Source organism: Morganella sp. GD04133 (genome assembly GCF_029835375.1).
GTDB classification, from domain to species: domain Bacteria; phylum Pseudomonadota; class Gammaproteobacteria; order Enterobacterales; family Enterobacteriaceae; genus Morganella; species Morganella morganii_B.
Genome location: NZ_JAODZS010000011.1, coordinates 53,238 through 70,950 on the forward strand (window position 1 = coordinate 53,238; position 17,713 = coordinate 70,950).

The window sequence follows — 17,713 nt, forward strand, 5'->3', positions numbered from 1 at the left end:
TTGTTATTCTTCCTCATCCCAGTGGCCCGTGATCACGGCAGGGAAAGCAGGGCGGAGAAAGGCGGCAGCGGCGGCACGGGCCAGCGTTTCGGTATCGCACTCTTCGCGGTTGGATAACGCGACGATAGTGGTGTCTGATTTTGTCAGCCGGATAAAGTAAGTACTGGTACCCATCCAGCCTCCGGCATGTTCCAGACTCAGTTCACCGAAATGATGAAGGGTATGTAACCCCGCGGCATAAGGCTCATAATCCGTAACGGGCGTGCCGTTTTCTGTCAGCGGGGAAAGGGTTTCCGACATCTGTTGTATCAGCGAAGTACCACCGGCACAGGCGGTGCGATAGTTTTCGCCCCATTTCATCAGGTCAGCGGCACTGGAGTGCACCGCGCCGTCACCGGTGTGTGTCCACGGGCTTTCGGAAATACGCCACTGACCGGCCGCTTTGCCGTAACCGGTGGCAATGGTCTGCGGTGCCGGATATTGCTCAACAATAAAGGTATTATTCATTTCCAGCGGCGCGAAAATCCGTTCGCGGGCAAAATCAGCCAATGACTGTCCGCTGATCCGCTCAATCACCTGAGACAGCAGAAAATAGCCGGTATTACTGTAATCATGGCGGGTACCGGGCGGAAAATCCGCGTCTGTCTGACGGATCAGATCCGCCAGGGTTTCCTGTGGTGTCAGCGGGTCATAAAAACCGGTTTTCCGGGCAAAAGCCAGATCCATATAGTCCTTCAGTCCGCCGGTGTGGTGCAGCAGATGGCGTAATGTCACCGGACGGGCATATTCGCCCAGCTCCGGCAAGACGGACAAAACAGAATCACTGAGCGCAATTTTACCTTCCTGCACCAGTAACAGCAGCGAAAATGCGGTGAATTGTTTGGAAACGGAGGCTAAATTGAAAATAGTGTCCGGTGTCACCGGCGTTCGGGTTGCCACATCCGCCATGCCCCGGCAGCTGTACCATGTTGCGCCGTTATCGGTATGTACCATGACGATAACGCCGGGCTCATCCGGCGAAAAGCCCGCTGTCAGCGCATTCAGTGCCGTTTGCATTGTTATTACTCTCTTATTTTTACAGGGCAGGTTTGTTTTAAGACTAAATGCGCTGAAAAATATTGTCGAGAAGATACTGAGATGCGCCGTCAGCGGCTTAAGGTAGTGTTCAGATTAACCGGTACGTTTAAAACACTGGCTGTGTTGCAGAACAAAATCGATAAAGCAGCGCAGCCGGGGAGAAAGTGCCTGACTGCGGTAATACACGGCATTAATCGGCAGTTTATTTTCATAAGTGTATGACGTCAGAACCTGACGAAATTCCCCGTTTTCGCGCATTTCGTGTGTCACAAAATCAGAGATACAGGCAATCCCTGCGCCGGAACGCGCCAGGTTGCAGATAATTTCCCCGCTGCTCGCCGCCAGTGACGGGGTAATTTTCAGTCCCTTTTTATTGCCGTTATACAGCGGCCAGGTGTTCAGGCTTTCCGGGGCGATAAATCCCAGCAGAGTATGCTGTGCCAAATCTTCCGGTGTTTTCGGCTCGCTATGTTGCTGAAGATAGCGCGGGCTGACCAGAACCCGCTGGCGGGTGTAGCCCATCAGCGTGGCATGCAGGGAAGAATCCGCCAGCGGACCGAAGCGGAATGCAATATCGGTCTGTTTTTCCAGTAAATTGGTAATGCCTTCATAGTTGGTCAGTTCAAGGCGGATTTGCGGGTAACGTTCATGGAATTGTGTCACCAGCGGTGCTATCACATGGAGCTGAACAGGTGTTGAGGCATCAATACGCAGTGTGCCGGAGGGGATCTCTTTATGGTTCATCAGCACATCTTCCGCTTCCTGCGCCAGTTGCACCACATCACGGGCTTTCTGCAGAAATAATGCACCTTCCTCACTCAGTTTGAGCCGCCGCGTGGTGCGGTACAGCAGGGTACTGTTCATCTTTTCTTCAAGACGCAGCAGGGCGCGGCTGATAGCGGAAACCGTCAACCCGCTCTGTGCGGCGGCAGCCGTAACGGAGCCGCTGTCAACCACGGCGATAAAGGCCCGCATTTCTTCCAGCGTGATTTTCATTGTTGCGTCTTATTCAATTGTTTTTTGCAGATTAACGGCTGTTTCCGCAAAAATCAATGTGGCAGAATCCCCGTCCTGACAACATTGTGACGTTGTTTTTTATTCTGAGGACATTATGCGAACAAATACTGCTCTGTTATCCCTGTCTGTCGGCGCGTTTGCTATCGGGGCAACGGAATTTTCCCCGATGGGTATGCTGCCGGAAATCGCCGGGTCACTGGCTGTTTCCATTCCCGCCGCCGGGATGCTGGTTGTGGTGTATGCACTGGGTGTGATGCTGGGAGCACCGGTAATGACGTTACTGCTGATCCGGCGTTCGCCGAAAGCGGCACTGATTTTCCTGATGAGTATCTTTACGGCAGGTAATGTGCTGTCGGCGCTGGCACCGGATTATAATACGCTGCTGGTCGCCCGTTTTATCACCAGCCTGAATCACGGCGCGTTTTTCGGTATCGGTGCTATGGTGGCGACACGGGTGGCAGCCAAAGGCAAAGAAGCCGGGGCGATTGCGGGCATGTTTATGGGGCTGACGATTGCCAATATCGGCGGCGTTCCGGCGATCACCAAACTGTCCCAGATGCTGGGCTGGCGTGAATCCTTCTTTGTGGTCAGCCTTCTCGGCCTGCTGACAATGGCGGCGCTGCTGCGATCACTGCCGCGTAATATGCAGGGACAGGCACTTAATCTGCGCCGTGAATTACAGGTGCTGACCCGTCCGGCGGTATTACTGGCAATGCTGTGTACCGTGCTGGGTGCCAGCGCCATGTTTACGTTTTATACCTATATTGCTCCCGCGCTGACCTTTATCTCTGCCGTTCCGGAAACGCAGATCAGCATTATGCTGATTCTGGTCGGGCTGGGTTTCACACTGGGGAATTATCTGGGCGGTGTCTGGGCAAACCGTTCTGTTTCCCGCACATTGTACGGATTATTTACATTGCTGGCGCTGACGATGGTTCTGTTTCCGCTTATGGCTCGTGACGTTGTCACCGCCGGGATCATGCTGGTTATCTGGGGAGCAGCCAGTTTTGGTATCGTTCCGCCGCTTCAGGTCAAAGTCATGCAGGTAGCCTCTGAAGCGCAGGCACTGGCCTCATCAGTTAATATCGGTGCCTTTAATCTCGGTAATGCAGTGGGTGCCGCGCTGGGGGCATCGGTGCTGGCAAATGGTGGTGATTATGCCGGTGTCAGTTATGCCGGGGCGGCGGTAGCGGCCGCCGGATTAGTGGTGCTGCGGATAACCTTACGCCGGACAAAACCGCAGAAGTCTGTCTCAGATGCAGAGCAATGCACGACTATCTGAATGAATTCGCTGGTTAAAATAGTATGGCAGTCCGTGATATAAATCCACGGACTGCTTGTCTTTTGTGCGGGTTATTGATTAGAGTGGTGGATTCTGTTTACTGATAACCGGTGATTTTGCTATGACAACCTCTTCTGACACAACATTCCGTACTTTGTATCCGGCTATTGAGCCTTATGAGACCGGTTTTCTCGATGTTGGTCATGGTCACCGGATCTATTACGAACGCACCGGCACACCGGGGGCGAAACCGGCGGTTTTCCTGCACGGCGGGCCCGGCGGCGGCATCAGCCCTGAATACCGGCGCTATTTTGATCCGGCACGTTATGATGTGCTGCTGTTTGACCAGCGCGGTTGCGGGCGCTCAACACCCCATGCTGAAATTGCCCATAACACCACGTGGGATCTGGTGGATGACATTGAGCGGCTGAGAAAACATACCGGTGTCAGCAAATGGCTGGTATTCGGCGGTTCCTGGGGCTCTAGCCTTGCGCTGGCATACAGTGAAACATATCCGCAGCAGGTCAGTGAAATCATTCTGCGCGGTGTGTATACCGTGACACAGGCAGAACTGAACTGGTATTACCAATTTGGCGTTTCACAGATGTTCCCGGAAGAGTGGGAAGCCTTTCTGGCACCGGTTCCGGTGCAGGAACGGCACAATATGATTGCTGCCTACCATAAGTTGCTGACCGGTGACGATATTCAGGTTCAGCTGGCGGCAGCCAAAGCCTGGACGTTGTGGGAAGGGAAAACCACCACGCTGTTACCGGATGCAGAGCATCTGGATGAATTTACCGATGACCATTTCGCCATCGCCTTTGCCCGGCTGGAAAATCACTATTTTTATCACCAGTGCTGGCTGGAGGAAGGACAGTTGCTGCGTGATATTCACCGGCTGCAGGGTATTCCGGGAATCATTGTCCACGGCCGTTATGATATGCCGTGTCCGGCAACCTTTGCGTGGCATCTGCATAAAGCCTGGCCGGGATCTGTGCTGCATCTGATTGAAGGTGCAGGGCATGCGATGTCTGAACCGGGGATCCGGGATCAGCTGCTGCGGGCCACAGACTATTTTGCCGGTCAGGAGCCATGACCGGCAATTTGCAGGGTATTTTGGGGCTGGTGATCACCAGCTCCGTGCTGATTGCCATTCCGGGGCCGAGTATTCTGTTCCTGGTCGGTCAGGCGTTATCTGCCGGGAAGAAAAATGCCCTGAAAGGCGTGGCCGGAAATGCCATCGGTATGTACAGCATTGCGGTATTACTTTCTTTCGGCATTGGCGCGGTACTGATGTCTTCTCCGCAGATCCTGATGATTATTCGTCTGACCGGGGCATTTGTCCTGTTGCTGATTGGCTGGCAGTATGTCCGGGCATCCCGTATCAGTATGGCGATAGATGTACCGGCGAATAAAGGCAGTCAGTCATTTTTTGCCGGTATTATTGTTGGTGCCGCGAACCCGAAATCCGTGATTATGTTCGGTACGATTGTCCCCGGATTTACCGGTGAAATTCCGCCGGAGATGTCTGCGACCACTGTGTTACTGCTGATGTCGCTGATCCCGATAGTGCTGGGTATTGTTATCGATATTATCTGGGTTTATGCCGCACATGCCGTTAAATCCGCGTCATTTTTCCGGGGAAACAGTCTGCGCTGGTTTAATCTGTGCGGCGGTATCCTGATGATCCTTATGGCATTACTGCTGGCAGTGGCATCGGTGATTTAATCCTCACCGGTAACCGGGGTGTACACCAGTAGCCGGTTGGCTTTATCAATATCAAATGTCAGGGACGCATACTCGTAGGTTTCCCGTCTGCCGTTAAACTCAATTTCACGGATACCGTTACAGGGCTGATAGATTTCGTGTTTATTCCACAAGGTGTCAAAAGCTGCAGACTCCTGACATAACGCTGTGATCATCCGCTGAATATTGGGGTCATGTTTTGTTCTGGCATAATCCCGGCGGAAACTGGCCAGAAGACGCTGAGCATCGGTTTCCCAGTCAATAAAGCGGGTTTGATAGCGGGGATCGGTAAACAGTAAATACAGAAAGTTACACATCCCGGGCTGTGCCTCAGAGAAGTGCAGATAGCGATCCGCTTTTTCATTATACGCCAGCACATCCCAGTGCAGATTCAGCACATAGCAGAGATAATTATCCGGAAAATCATCCAGCATCCGGGTGATAACCGGCGGCACATGATGTTCCGTATCACCGGACGCTTCGGGTGCCCGCTGATGGGCCAGCAGGTACAGGTGCTGGCGTTCTGCCTCATTCAGACGCAGTGTCCGCGCAAGGTTGTCCAGAAAGCGGGTGGATACGCCGATTTCACGTCCCTGTTCCAGCCAGGTGTACCAGGTCAGACCCACACCGGCGAGTGCGGCGACTTCCTCACGGCGCAGACCGGGAGTACGGCGGCGTGAAGTAGGTGGCAGGCCCACACATTCCGGAGTCAGACTTTCGCGTTTTGTCCGTAAAAAATCAGCCAGCTCCGGCCGTGTGCGCGGATTTTCACTCATGTTCAGATGCCTTATGTTATGTTGCCTTTAGTGCCTGTTATTATTAGTAATAGTATAAACGGTTAAATTGTAACAGGATAACGGCATGATTATAGTCTCATTCCTGCTTTTAAAAATGGCAAAATGAGAAAAACATGAATCAGCAACAACGTATCGCACTGTTTGTATTAGTCCTCGCCGGGTTTGTCACCATTTTTGATCTGTTTGTCGTCAATGTGGCGATAGTCAGTATCGAACGCGGCTTACAGGCCAATTTTACTGAACTGACACTGATTATTGCCGGGTATGAATTGGCATTCGGCCTTCTGCTGATCACCGGCGGACGACTGGGCGATATTTACGGACGCCGCCGGTTATATCAGGCCGGAATGGCCTTTTTTACACTCGCGTCACTGTTGTGTGCTGCTGCACCAACAGCCTTATTACTGGTGATTGCCCGTTTTATCCAGGGGCTGGCAGCCGCATTGCTGTTCCCGCAGGTGTATGCGGGGATCCGCCTGAATTTCGATGAAACACAGGCAAGAAAAGCCTTCGGCTGGCTGGGTATGACACTGGGGCTGGCTGCGATTGCCGGTCAGGCACTGGGTGGGTGGCTTATTACCCTGAATCTGTTTGATATGAGCTGGCGGCTGATTTTTCTGGTTAATCTCCCTGTTGGTCTTCTGGCGCTGGTGTTGTCCCGCCATTTGCAGGAGGGATGCGCTGCTGACGGACTCACTACGGACTGGCCGGGCGTGCTGTTATCCGCCTCAGGTATCACCGCATTTCTGTTACCGCTTCTGATGTTACCAGTGTGGGGTCTGACACTTTTCAGTACCGGATTGCTGCTTACGGGTATCGTTCTGTTGCTCTGTTTTGTCCGTTATGAGCAATATTTATCACGCACCGGGCAAACGCCGCTGTTTGATATTGCTGTACTGAATAACCGGCAATTTGTCACCGGCACAGGTGTTGTACTGTGTGTTTATGCCACGTCATCGGCATTTCCGCTGATACTCTCTCTGCTGCTGCAAAACGGTATGGGTGCCACACCGCTGGAAGCAGGGCTGATTTTTGTGCCGTCCAGTATCGGTTTTGTGATTGCCTCCTTTATCACGCCGCGGTTGACTATCCGCCGGGGCGAACCGGTAATTTATTACGGTGCATTAGGGTATACCGTCAGTTATCTGGCATTAATCGCCGGGCTGAATTTCCTGCCGCAAAGCACCGCAAATACGATACTCAGCCTGTTTCTGTTTTTTGTCGGGTTCACACAAGGCATGATTATGACCCCGATGCTGAATATTGTGCTGTCCCGGGTTACACGGGCTCAGGCCGGGATGGCATCCGGACTGACGGCCACATTACAACAGATTGGTGCGGCAACAGGGGCAACCGCCGTATCTGTTATTTTACAGTTTTCACTCCGGCACAGCGGAGACACCGTGTTGTTATCTGCTCCCGCTGCGCTTTACAGTGTCAGTCTCGGGTTTAATGTGCTGATGGCACTGTGTGCCGCATATCTGATTTACCGGCTGACACACGCCCGGCAACCGGAAACACCATCCTGCCTGTAATTCATCATTACGGATGTATTAAAAAAAGAAAATACTCAAAATTGTGTATTTTCAGCCAATGTGATACCACGTAAGGTATGAACAACCGCAAATACAGGGAGTTGTCTGATGATTACAATTTCACACCTTGACCATCTGGTGCTGACCGTCGCCGATATAGAAAAAACCTGTGATTTTTACCGCCGTGTACTGGGATTTTCGGTCATTACATTTCGCGGGGATCGCAAGGCTTTGGTATTTGGCCGTCAGAAAATTAATTTGCATCAGGCAGGAAATGAATTTCTGCCGAATGCGGATAAACCGGTGCCCGGTTCAGCAGATCTCTGCTTTCTCACCGGGACCCCGGTTGAACAGACGCTGGCGCATCTGGCAAAAGAAAAAATTGTTACGGAAGAGGGGCCGGTGGAACGCACCGGTGCAACCGGCCCGATAATATCGGTCTATTTCCGTGACCCCGATTTAAACCTGATCGAGATTGGCCTGCCGGTCACATCCCGGGCGGTATAAACGGAGAACAAAACCGGAAATCAGTATCAGCACCATTGCAGTACAGATGAGAGCTGCAATGACATTTCCCTGTAAGGAGAACGCGGATACCATTATGCCCCCGGCAGCAGAACCGGCAGCAATACCGGTGTTAAAAAAGGCGATATAAAGTGATCCGGTGACTTCAATCGCTTGTGCACTGTAGCGGATCATCCAGTTCATCAGCGTCACAGATACACCGCCGTATGCCATTCCCCAGAGCGTGAGAATGATGATGTGTGATACAGGAACGGCAGGCAGCAGGAGTAACCCGGCCAGGCTCAGGGCAATACCACCGGTAATATAGAATACGGCACGGAACAGATGACGACCGGACAATAACCCCAGCACGAAATTACCGGCAATACCGGCAATACCGTACAGTGCCAGTAACCCGCTGAGTTCATGTGCCTGCAATTGCGGGTTCTGTTGCAGAAGCGGACGGACAAAGGTAAATGCCATAAAGTGGGCTGTCACCAGCAGCAATGTGATCAGCAACCCCGTACGGATCACCGGGCGGCGGAGTTGGGTCAGAAAATCGCGGACAACCGGTGCCTGAATCGATGGCAGAGAGGGAAGATTCAGCATCAGCAGCAACACTGCCAGGGAAAACAGGCTCATGATACCAAATACGCCACGCCAGCCGACCCATTCACCGAGGATCACCCCGGCGGGAATTCCCAGCACGGATGCGGCGGCAACACCGGCAAATATCAGAGAAGTGGCAAGTGCCACATGCCGGGAATCGACCAGCCTGACAGCTATTCCGCCGGCGATTGCCCAGATCCCGCCGATACTCAGCCCGATAATAATCCTGGCCGCGACCAGAACAGAGAAGTGGGTGGCTGTTGCCGCACAGATATTGGCCACCATTAATAACAGCATCAGTATCATCAGCAGATAACGACGGTTCAGGCGGCCGGTGAACAAAATAATCAGGGGGGAACAAAGCGCCGCCACCAGGGCTGGTATGGTTAGCATCAGGCTGACATACGCCTGCGGCACCCGGAATTCAGCGGCAACCGGCGTCAGTAACCCGACCGGCAGCATCTCAGTGGTGACCACAGCAAAGGTTGCGAGGGTCAGCGCAACAACAGAAAGCCACCCCCGGCGGGCAGGCGGCAATGAAAGTGATAAACAATGACTGTCTGACATACATTCCTCATGGTAATAACATTACTTGAGAAGAGAGTCTATCTGCGCCAGTATGGCAGATAAATATCACCTTTGGCCAAACACCGGGGACAAATCGTGGCAGATAAAAATGGTTTACTGCTGGATAACTTATTCGATGTGCTGGTTTTTGTGCGGGTCAGTGAAACCGGTAATTTCACATCGGCCGCTGAAAAATTACAGATTTCACGTTCCGCTGCCGGAAAGTGTCTTCAGCGCCTGGAAAACCGTGTCAGCACCCGTCTGCTTCACCGGACCACACGGCGGTTGCGTCTCACGGAGGAAGGTGAGCGCTTTTACCAGCATGCCAAACGGATATTATCCGAGGTGGATGATGCGGAAAATGCATTGTATGAAGGCAGACAAAAACCTTCCGGTACATTGCGGGTTGCTGTCCCTGTGGTTTTTGGCCGCAATTATGTGATGCCGGTAATACAACAGTATGCCGCACAATGGCCCGGTGTTGATATTGATGTCAGTTTTTCGGATGATTACTGTGATCTGGTTCAGGAAGGAATTGATGTGGCAGTGCGTATCGGTGGTAATGATGACAGCCGCCTGGTGCGCAAAGTTCTGGCACCTCATCGTCTGGTGACCTGTGCGTCACCGGGTTATCTGGCACTGCACGGTATACCGGAAACACCGGAACAGTTAGCAGCACATGAATGTCTTATCTTCCGCCACCGGGGACGGCATGTTCCCTGGCAGTTTATGCGGGATAAAAACGTTCAGTTGCATCCGGTCAGTGGCCGGTTCAGTCTGGGTGATACCGGCGCGGTGCTTGATGCTGCACTGGCTGATGGGGGGATCTGTCAGCTCGGTGCTTTTCTGGCCGGTCCTCAGATAGCGAAAGGGGTATTACAGCCGATACTGACTGTATTTACACCGCCGGGCGAACCCGTGTGTGCGGTATATCCGTCAAAACAATTTCTGGCACCGAAAGTCCGCGAATTTCTCAATACACTGGAAACACAATGGCAGGGGAAAGCCGTATGGGAATCCCCGCTAATCACCCATAAGGAATAACTGATGACAGATAGTGAATTTCTGGCTCAGGCGATAGCACTGGCCCGCCGGAATGTCGAAAAGGGCGGTCGCCCGTTTGGTGCCGTTGTGGTCAGCAACGGGGAAATTGTCGGTGAAGGGGTTAATCAGATGCTTGAACTGCATGATCCGACCGCCCATGCGGAGTTGCTGGCTCTGCGCCATGCCGGTAATCACCTTCAGCAGACCCGGCTGGAAAATTGCGTGGTGTATGCCAGCGGGCAACCTTGTCCGATGTGTCTTGCCGCAATGCGGATGGCGGGGGTGACCCGTGCCGTCTATGCGTATTCCAATGCGGATGCGGAACCTTACGGTTTATCAACAGCACCCATCGCACTGGCATTACGGGCAGACCCGCATGAACAACCCGGTTTTTCGTTTACGCAGCAAAAACCGGAAGATCAACCGTCTCTTTATGAGTTCTGGCAGCAACAACAAATCTAATCATTTCCCCCGGACGCCGCCGGGTTTCCGGCGGCAGATATTCCTGATATCATATTCACCGGTATCTTCTGCCGCTTTGCGTTTTCCTTCCTTCATTTGCGTCTGTTTTACATCCTCTTATTTATCCTCCGGAACATACTGCGTTCTATCAGCAGTACATCCTCTGTCTGCCTGTCATTTTGCCTGTTTTATCTTTCCCTGATATGTGAATTCAATCCATAACCCGTTTATTTTCATTCCGTTATACAGGATTTTTATGATTTCACCTTATACATTGCCGGTACTGGCATTCACGGTATTTTTTACCGGCATCACTGAATTTATGGTTTCACCGATGCTCACGCCGCTGGCGGCTGCATTTGATGTAACACCCGCACAAGCCTCATGGCTGATTGCGGTGTATACCTTATCGTATGCACTCGCCGCACCGGTGCTGGGACGGCTGTCCGATCGTATCGGCTGTTACCGGATGTTGCGTGCCGCATTATTACTGTTTGTGGCGGATGGTATCGCACTGGCACTGGCACCGTGTTTCAGTGTGGCTGTGGGCTTGCGTATTCTGGGCGGACTGGCGTCTGCCGCGCTGATCCCATCCATTTTTGCGCTGATTGCGGAACAATTTCCGTATGACAGACAGGCTTCTGCTATGGGGTTGGTGATGACAGGTATGACCGCCGGTATAATTTCCGGCCCGGTGATTGCCGGATGGCTTACGATCCGTTACGGCTGGTATGCGCCTTTTCTGCTGACCGCTGCCGGAAGCCTGATCATGTGGATTATCTGCTGCTTTTTGTTTCGCGGTATCAGCAGCGTTTCCGTTCAACCGGCAGCCCCGTTAACCGGAAAAGGCTATTCACCGGCATTATTGGGGTTGATCGCAGCAAAAGGTCTGTGGAACGGTATTGCGGTGGTTATGTTTGTTCTGAGCGGTGAATTATTGCGTCACCGGTTCGGGCTGAATACCGGAACGATAGGGCTTATCAGTGCAATATTTGGCGGCGGATTACTGACCGGGAATCTTTTGATGCCGCTGTACCGGCGTTTAAGCGGTACAGATACCCGGTTGCTGCTCATCAGCCTGATAGTGATGAGTGTGATGATTGCCGGTTTTATCAGCGGAACAGGCGGGCTTCCCGGGATGATGTTGTGGATGTTATTGCAGGGATGCGCCCTGGGGATTGCCGCTCCCGTCAGTACAGCCATCATTGCTGAGCATGCCGGAACATGTAAAGGAGAGGCACTGGCATTGTCAGAAAGCATGAATAATCTGAGTATCTTTATTTTATTGCCGGTGGCAGCGGCACAGCAGGATAGTCAGATATTATTACCCGCAGTTATCGCGCTATTGTGTTGCGCTACGGTACTGACGGGGTACATTCTCAGCCCGATATATTGCAAAAAGTAATAATAACGAGAGAAATTATCTCTTCCGGAAGTCATTGATACCGATCACGTTTATCTGAAGCGAAAATCAATATCATTTGCGCTGTATATATAAATATATAACGATAACAGTAAAACGATAACGGATGGTTCTATGACGACTCACTATATTTCGCGGGCACTGCTGCCTGCGCTGATTTCTGTTGCTTTTTTTCCGGCGCAGCAGGCACTGGCAGATACCATAATTGTTACGGATAAGCCTTCTCATATCACCCCGCAAACACAGACCGGTGCCGGTTTTGTGGCGACCGATATTGATATGGGGCCGCTCGGTACCCGCCAGTGGCTGGATATTCCCTACAGCAGTAATACCGTCAGTGAAGCGATGATCCGCAATCAGCAAAGTAAAAGTGTCAGTGAAATGCTGAAATATCTGCCGTCTTCCCAGATGCAGGCACGCGGCGGCATGGATGTGGGTCGTCCGCAGAGCCGGGGAATGCAGGGCAGCGTAGTGGAAAACAGCAGGCTGAACGGCCTGAATATTGTCTCCACCACCGCGTTTCCGGTGGAAATGCTGGAGCGGCTGGATGCCGTGAACAGCCTGACCGGCGCAATATACGGCCCGGCCAGCCCTTCCGGTCAGTTTAATTTTATCTCCAAACGGCCGACACAGGATCCGCTGCATCGTGTCACGGTAGGGTATCAGAACCGTAATGCTTACAGTGCGCATCTGGATCTCGGCGGACAGCTGAATGAAGAGAAGACTTTCGGCTACCGTCTGAATTTACTGGATGAAGAGGGGGAAGGTTATGTCCGGAACAGTAAAATCCGCCGTCAGCTGGCTGCGGTTGCTCTGGACTGGCAGATCCGGCCGGGAACACAGATACAGCTGGATGCCAGTCACTATCATTTTGTAACCAAAGGATTTCCCGGCAGCTTTGGTTACGGCCCGGATATTGATTTACCGAATGCACCGGACAGTTCTAACCCTGATCTTGCACTTAACACCGCCGGTAATGACCTGACGACAGATTCTGTCAGTACCCGTTTCACCCATTATATGAATGATGACTGGTCACTGAGCGGCGGTATCGGTTATCAGCAGGCTGATCGGGCAATGCGCTCCGTTTCGTCGCAAATTCTGGACAGTAAAGGGACTATCAGCCGCTCGATCACGGATTCTCCGGCAGCCGGCCGTTTCCGCGTGCTGAGCAATAATCTCGCTCTGAACGGCCAGTTTGATACCGGTTCGGTAAACCATGATGTGGCACTCGCCACCACCGGTTATACCTGGTCAATTTACAGTGCCAAAGAGCGGGGTAAAACCTTTCAGCTCGGCAATACCAATATGTATGACCCGTCTTCTATGACCGAACCTTCCGATGGCCGTATCAGAACCGGCGGGGAGCGCTACAAAGCCAGTGAAAACCAGCAGCAGAGCATTATCATTGGTGACACCGTCACTTTTAACCCGCAATGGTCTGCCATGGTGTATGTCAGTCAGAGTTGGATAACGACCCGTAACTTTGATAAGCAGGGACACAAAACTGACCGTGATCAGCAGACCGGCACCAGCCCGAATATGGCGCTGATGTACAAAATTACCCCGGATGTGATGACTTATATCAGTTATGCCGATTCTCTCCAGCCGGGTGATACCGCGCCGGATGATGATAAAGTCAAGAACCGGGGTGAAACACTCAGTCCGTACCGCAGTACACAATATGAATGGGGTATTAAAGCCAATACCGGCAATATGAACCTGAGTGCCGCAGTTTTCCGCCTGAAACGACCGTTTGCTTATACTGATAGCGACCAGATCTTTAAAAAACAGGGCGAACAGGTGAATGACGGGCTGGAACTGACCGCCACCGGTAATGTCTGGCAGGGGCTGAATATCTACAGCGGTGTTACGTTCCTGAAAGCAGAGCTGACGGATACGGGTAATAACGAAACTGAGGATAAACGGGTTGTCGGGGTGCCGAAAGTACAGGCAAACCTGCTGATGGAATACAGCCTGCCGTCTGTTCCGCAGTGGGTATACAGTGCCAACATTCATTACACCGGCAAACGGGCGGCAAATGATACCAACACCAGTTGGGCGGACAGCTATACCACGCTGGATCTCGGTGCCCGTTATACCACTCAGATAGAAAATGTGCCGGTCACACTGCGGATCTCTGCGGATAACGTTACTAACGAGCATTACTGGGCATCTATCTTCCCCGGCAACAGTAACGGTAAAAATGGCGGTGCCAATGCCTTTACCGGTGCAGGCCGTGAATTCCGGGCCACCGTATCATTTGATTTTTAACACGGAGACAGCGTGATGAGGCACTATTTATCAGCGTTATGCCTGTTATTTGTCAGTACCTGCGTCTTCAGTACCCCGGCGGAAACCCCGCCGGAACCGGCATTGCGGATAGCAACACCGTGGCCGGCGCAGAATGCAATTATTATGATGCTGGGTTACGGCAGTAATATTACCGGAACCTCGCGGGTTGCCAAACAGATCCCGCTGTTCCGTCAGATGCTGCCGCAGATTGATAATGTGCCGGTCATCGGCACCACCGGCGGTAATGAGCTGAATATTGAACAAATTCTGAGTCTGCGGACAGATATTTTATTTATTCATGACGGGATCCGCGTTCCGCAGCAGGAGGTACTGGCACAGGCCGGTGTCCGCGTGCTGGCTTTTAAAGCCAACAGTATGGATGCCCTGCGGGAGCGGGTAAAACTGACCGGCGAAGCGCTCGGTCCGGATGCGGCAGTGAAGGCGGCGCAATATGAGCGCTATTTCCGGGACAATATCCGCCGGGTGCAGGAACGGCTGAAAAACGTTCCGGCCTCTGCCCGTCTGCGGGTGTATCACAGCATGGGAAATCCGCTGTATACCTCCGGACGACCGTCTCTCAATCAGGACTGGATGGATCTGGGCGGCGCGGTCAATGTGGCGGAGAACTGGTTCCCTGCACACAGCAGTGCTAACGGAGAGGTATCATCAGAGCAGATTATCGCGGCTGATCCGCAGGTGATTATTGCAATGAACCGGCGGGATGCGGAATTTATTCAGCAGTCACCGCAATGGCAGTCAATTGATGCCGTGCGTAACAGGCGGGTATATACCAATCCGCGTGGTATGTTCTGGTGGTGCCGCGAAACGTCAGAGGAGGCATTGCAGTTTCTCTGGCTGGCCACAGTGCTGTACCCGGATGCCTTTGCGGATATTGATATGAGAAATGAAACAGCCGCGTTTTATCAGACGTTTTATGGCATTACGCTGACGCAGCAGCAGATCACGGACATTCTGCAACCGGCGTGATCCGGATATCCCGTCACCGGTTTTCCGGTGACGGTAATATCACCTTTTATACCTTCACAAATTCAATATGCTGCAGCAATCCGCCGCCGGACAATGAGCGGTCTTCATGGAATGTCAGCACAATATCGCCTTCCTCAAGATTTACCTGTGTCTCGCGGTAAATGACCGGACCGTAGTTTGAGCCGGATTTATACGGTGTCAGCACCGTTTTGGTTAAATCTGTCAGATGGGCATCGGTGATGACTTTTCCGGCCTGTTCAATCTTCAGCTGGGTTTCATAATCAAAACTGAGGGAGTTGGTCATATAGGCATAATACAGCCGGAGATGATACTGACCGGCACTTCTGACCGGCAGAGTGACCGGATCTCCGCCTCTCTCATAACTGCGGGGTTCGGTCGCGGATAAGTAATTATAACTGCCGTTGGCGGAAGAATTACCGGCGGTCAGGAACAGATTGCCGAGATAAACCGTATGGTTTTCAGCATTAACCGGATTGGCGGCAATATCAGTACGTTCAAGGCAGACCCTGGTGGATTTTTGCTGCGCGCCGTAAGTCAGATGATCCTGAATATTGGTGTACCCGGATGTCCAGTAAATAACGGAGCGTTTGGCCTGGCTTTCCGGATCATAAAAATCATCATTTTCCGTGTAATTATTAATTTCTGCGGTCAGCACGTCTTTAAACATAATATCCGCCTGTTCCGTCAGGGCTTTGCTGTACTTTTCCAGTACATCAGAGGCATATCCCCAGCTTTTGCCGAATACCAGGGTATCGCGCAGTGTAAAGAAATAGAGCAGGCAGGACAGGGCACACACGCCGCACAGCCGGACAATACCCCGGCTTTTTGCGGTATTAATGCTGAGAATACATAACCGGCGCATATCCGCGACAGCAATTTCATTGCGCACCACAATCAGCTGGCGCGCCTCTTCTGTCGGTGAACTCTGCCAGGAACTGATAGCATCCTGCAGGCTTTCGGCATCTTTGCGGACGGCCTGATATTCTGATTCCAGCCATTCAGAGGTATTTTTCATCAATGTTTCCTGAATAATACCAATGACATCCACTTCTTTTGGCTCTGTCATTTTTTTATAGACCAGTTTCAGCACCATGCTGAGAATGGTGGTGGCAATTCCCTGCGGTGAAGTGGCCGGTACAGCGTAAGATGCGGGCGGGATCATATTCAGTGCCAGCAACGTCAGCATATGTAACGGTGTCTGGGTGTTTTCTGCGGCAAGGTGAAGGGCAGAAGTCTGAGTCATAATGTTTCTCCGGCAGATAATAAACAGATAAGGGAAAATCAGTTTATTGCTGCTTATCTGCCGGTGACAGATGCATTTTTATCAGGTTTATAAGCAACGTTATTACGGGGATTACAGGAATCAGCAGCAGAGAGAATTGTGGCTTTGTAACGAACGGCAGGGAGCCGGTCACGGTCTGATAAAATTACACCGAAACCTGAAAAAATTATAAAATATTATCCGTCAAATCAACAGAAGGGTGCTATTTAACTGAAAATTTAGGAATTTTCCTTATTACGATAAGTTGCTGTAGTGTATTGATATTATTAATATTTTACAATCCAACATAAAATGACACGATAGTATTTCGTGCATCGGTATGCTAAAACACTGTGTGCTGAAAATCAGAAAAGCAGTTTAATTGATTTTTTTTAAAAGGAAATTTTCAGATGATGTTTATCGACAGGGTTATTCACCTGGTGCTCAGTGGTATTATTATCGTAGGTGTCTATCAGTTTTATTTCTTTACGCAGCGTCATATGGTCAGGCCGGTTAAAACATTTAACTCTGCACTGGATGAAAAAATTCCTTTCTGGCCCTGGTGGTCCTGGATCTACAGCTTTCTTTATTATCCGGCGATTCTCTATCTGAACTGGATTATTCAGGATTCACGTCAGTTTATCATCATCGTATTCAGCTATGTTATCCTGTTACTGATGCAGATGTTTTTCTTTGTGGTGTATCCGGTTGCCACGCCGCCGCACTGGCGTGAAATGAATACCGGAAAGAAAGCGTCCGAAAAATTCCTGCTGTTTGTGCAGAAATTCGACGATACATCCAACTGCTTCCCGAGCATGCATGTCTCTGTTGCCACATTAACTGCGCTGCTGGCTTATGCCTCACTCGGACCATGGGTATTCATGTTCCCGCTGTTAATCGCCTTATCCTGCATGTTCACCAAACAGCATTACATTATTGATTTACCGGCAGGTGCCGTACTCGGTTGGCTGGCTTATCAATGTTATGTCGTATTAATATAATACCCTCATGACGTAATTGCCGCATTCAGTGCGGCATTTTTTTGTCCGTATTCCGGTCAGAAAAAACCCCGGTAATGGGGTATCC

General features: G+C 51.5%; 16 protein-coding genes. 11 read left to right on the forward strand and 5 right to left on the reverse strand.

Annotation, left to right across the window (positions count from 1 at the left end; translation table 11 throughout):
- Positions 1-3: 3 nt before the first annotated feature.
- Both N7387_RS06905 and N7387_RS06910 read right to left on the reverse strand, forming a co-directional pair.
- The gene (locus N7387_RS06905) at positions 4-1,056 is read right to left on the reverse strand and encodes a serine hydrolase (RefSeq protein ID WP_279797934.1); all 1,053 of its coding nucleotides are present in this window, start codon (positions 1,054-1,056) and stop codon (positions 4-6) included.
- Positions 1,057-1,170: 114 nt separating this feature from the next.
- Entirely contained in the window at positions 1,171-2,073 is a 903-nt protein-coding gene (locus N7387_RS06910; RefSeq protein ID WP_279797935.1) for a LysR substrate-binding domain-containing protein, read from the reverse strand.
- Between the two features lie 115 nt (positions 2,074-2,188).
- Here N7387_RS06910 and N7387_RS06915 point away from each other — a divergent pair, with 115 nt between their 5' ends.
- From N7387_RS06915 to N7387_RS06925, 3 genes are all read left to right on the forward strand, one after another.
- Positions 2,189-3,376: an MFS transporter gene (locus tag N7387_RS06915; RefSeq protein WP_279797936.1), complete on the forward strand. Its 1,188-nt coding sequence runs from the start codon at positions 2,189-2,191 to the stop codon at positions 3,374-3,376.
- 121 nt (positions 3,377-3,497) lie between these two features.
- A complete protein-coding gene (gene pip / locus N7387_RS06920; protein WP_279797937.1) occupies positions 3,498-4,472 on the forward strand; it encodes a prolyl aminopeptidase in 975 nt (324 codons plus the stop codon).
- Positions 4,469-5,104: a LysE family translocator gene (locus N7387_RS06925; protein ID WP_279797938.1), complete on the forward strand. Its 636-nt coding sequence runs from the start codon at positions 4,469-4,471 to the stop codon at positions 5,102-5,104. Before pip ends, N7387_RS06925 begins: the two co-directional genes overlap by 4 nt.
- Here N7387_RS06925 and N7387_RS06930 read toward each other — a convergent pair.
- Positions 5,101-5,898: a helix-turn-helix transcriptional regulator gene (locus N7387_RS06930; protein WP_262859134.1), complete on the reverse strand. Its 798-nt coding sequence runs from the start codon at positions 5,896-5,898 to the stop codon at positions 5,101-5,103. The genes N7387_RS06925 and N7387_RS06930 overlap by 4 nt on opposite strands.
- A 134-nt stretch (positions 5,899-6,032) precedes the next feature.
- Here N7387_RS06930 and N7387_RS06935 point away from each other — a divergent pair, with 134 nt between their 5' ends.
- Both N7387_RS06935 and N7387_RS06940 read left to right on the forward strand, forming a co-directional pair.
- Positions 6,033-7,454 (forward strand): MFS transporter, encoded by a 1,422-nt coding sequence (locus tag N7387_RS06935; RefSeq protein ID WP_279797940.1) that lies wholly within the window; start codon positions 6,033-6,035, stop codon positions 7,452-7,454.
- Between the two features lie 111 nt (positions 7,455-7,565).
- Positions 7,566-7,961 (forward strand): VOC family protein, encoded by a 396-nt coding sequence (locus N7387_RS06940; protein ID WP_279798010.1) that lies wholly within the window; start codon positions 7,566-7,568, stop codon positions 7,959-7,961.
- Here the strand turns inward: N7387_RS06940 and N7387_RS06945 are convergent.
- On the reverse strand, positions 7,914-9,134 hold the full coding sequence (locus N7387_RS06945; RefSeq protein WP_279797941.1) for an MFS transporter: 1,221 nt from the start codon (positions 9,132-9,134) through the stop codon (positions 7,914-7,916). The genes N7387_RS06940 and N7387_RS06945 overlap by 48 nt on opposite strands.
- 72 nt (positions 9,135-9,206) lie before the next feature.
- Between N7387_RS06945 and N7387_RS06950 the strand changes: the two genes are divergently transcribed.
- The 5 genes from N7387_RS06950 to N7387_RS06970 all read left to right on the forward strand — a co-directional run bounded on the left by N7387_RS06950 (position 9,207) and on the right by N7387_RS06970 (position 15,345).
- A complete protein-coding gene (locus tag N7387_RS06950; RefSeq protein ID WP_262882869.1) occupies positions 9,207-10,178 on the forward strand; it encodes a LysR family transcriptional regulator in 972 nt (323 codons plus the stop codon).
- 3 nt (positions 10,179-10,181) lie between these two features.
- Positions 10,182-10,640 (forward strand): nucleoside deaminase, encoded by a 459-nt coding sequence (locus N7387_RS06955; protein ID WP_279797944.1) that lies wholly within the window; start codon positions 10,182-10,184, stop codon positions 10,638-10,640.
- 256 nt (positions 10,641-10,896) lie between these two features.
- Positions 10,897-12,045 carry an MFS transporter gene (locus tag N7387_RS06960; RefSeq protein WP_279797945.1) on the forward strand — a complete coding sequence of 383 codons (1,149 nt, stop codon included), beginning with the start codon at positions 10,897-10,899 and terminating at the stop codon, positions 12,043-12,045.
- Positions 12,046-12,177: 132 nt separating this feature from the next.
- Positions 12,178-14,337 (forward strand): TonB-dependent siderophore receptor, encoded by a 2,160-nt coding sequence (locus N7387_RS06965; RefSeq protein ID WP_279797946.1) that lies wholly within the window; start codon positions 12,178-12,180, stop codon positions 14,335-14,337.
- A 15-nt stretch (positions 14,338-14,352) separates the two neighbouring features.
- Positions 14,353-15,345 carry an ABC transporter substrate-binding protein gene (locus tag N7387_RS06970; RefSeq protein ID WP_279797947.1) on the forward strand — a complete coding sequence of 331 codons (993 nt, stop codon included), beginning with the start codon at positions 14,353-14,355 and terminating at the stop codon, positions 15,343-15,345.
- A gap of 46 nt (positions 15,346-15,391) precedes the next feature.
- On the opposite strand, the gene N7387_RS06975 is transcribed toward N7387_RS06970, so the two are convergent.
- Positions 15,392-16,609 carry a hypothetical protein gene (locus tag N7387_RS06975; protein ID WP_279797948.1) on the reverse strand — a complete coding sequence of 406 codons (1,218 nt, stop codon included), beginning with the start codon at positions 16,607-16,609 and terminating at the stop codon, positions 15,392-15,394.
- Between the two features lie 428 nt (positions 16,610-17,037).
- Here N7387_RS06975 and N7387_RS06980 point away from each other — a divergent pair, with 428 nt between their 5' ends.
- Positions 17,038-17,628 (forward strand): phosphatase PAP2 family protein, encoded by a 591-nt coding sequence (locus N7387_RS06980; RefSeq protein ID WP_262859141.1) that lies wholly within the window; start codon positions 17,038-17,040, stop codon positions 17,626-17,628.
- Positions 17,629-17,713: the final 85 nt, after the last annotated feature.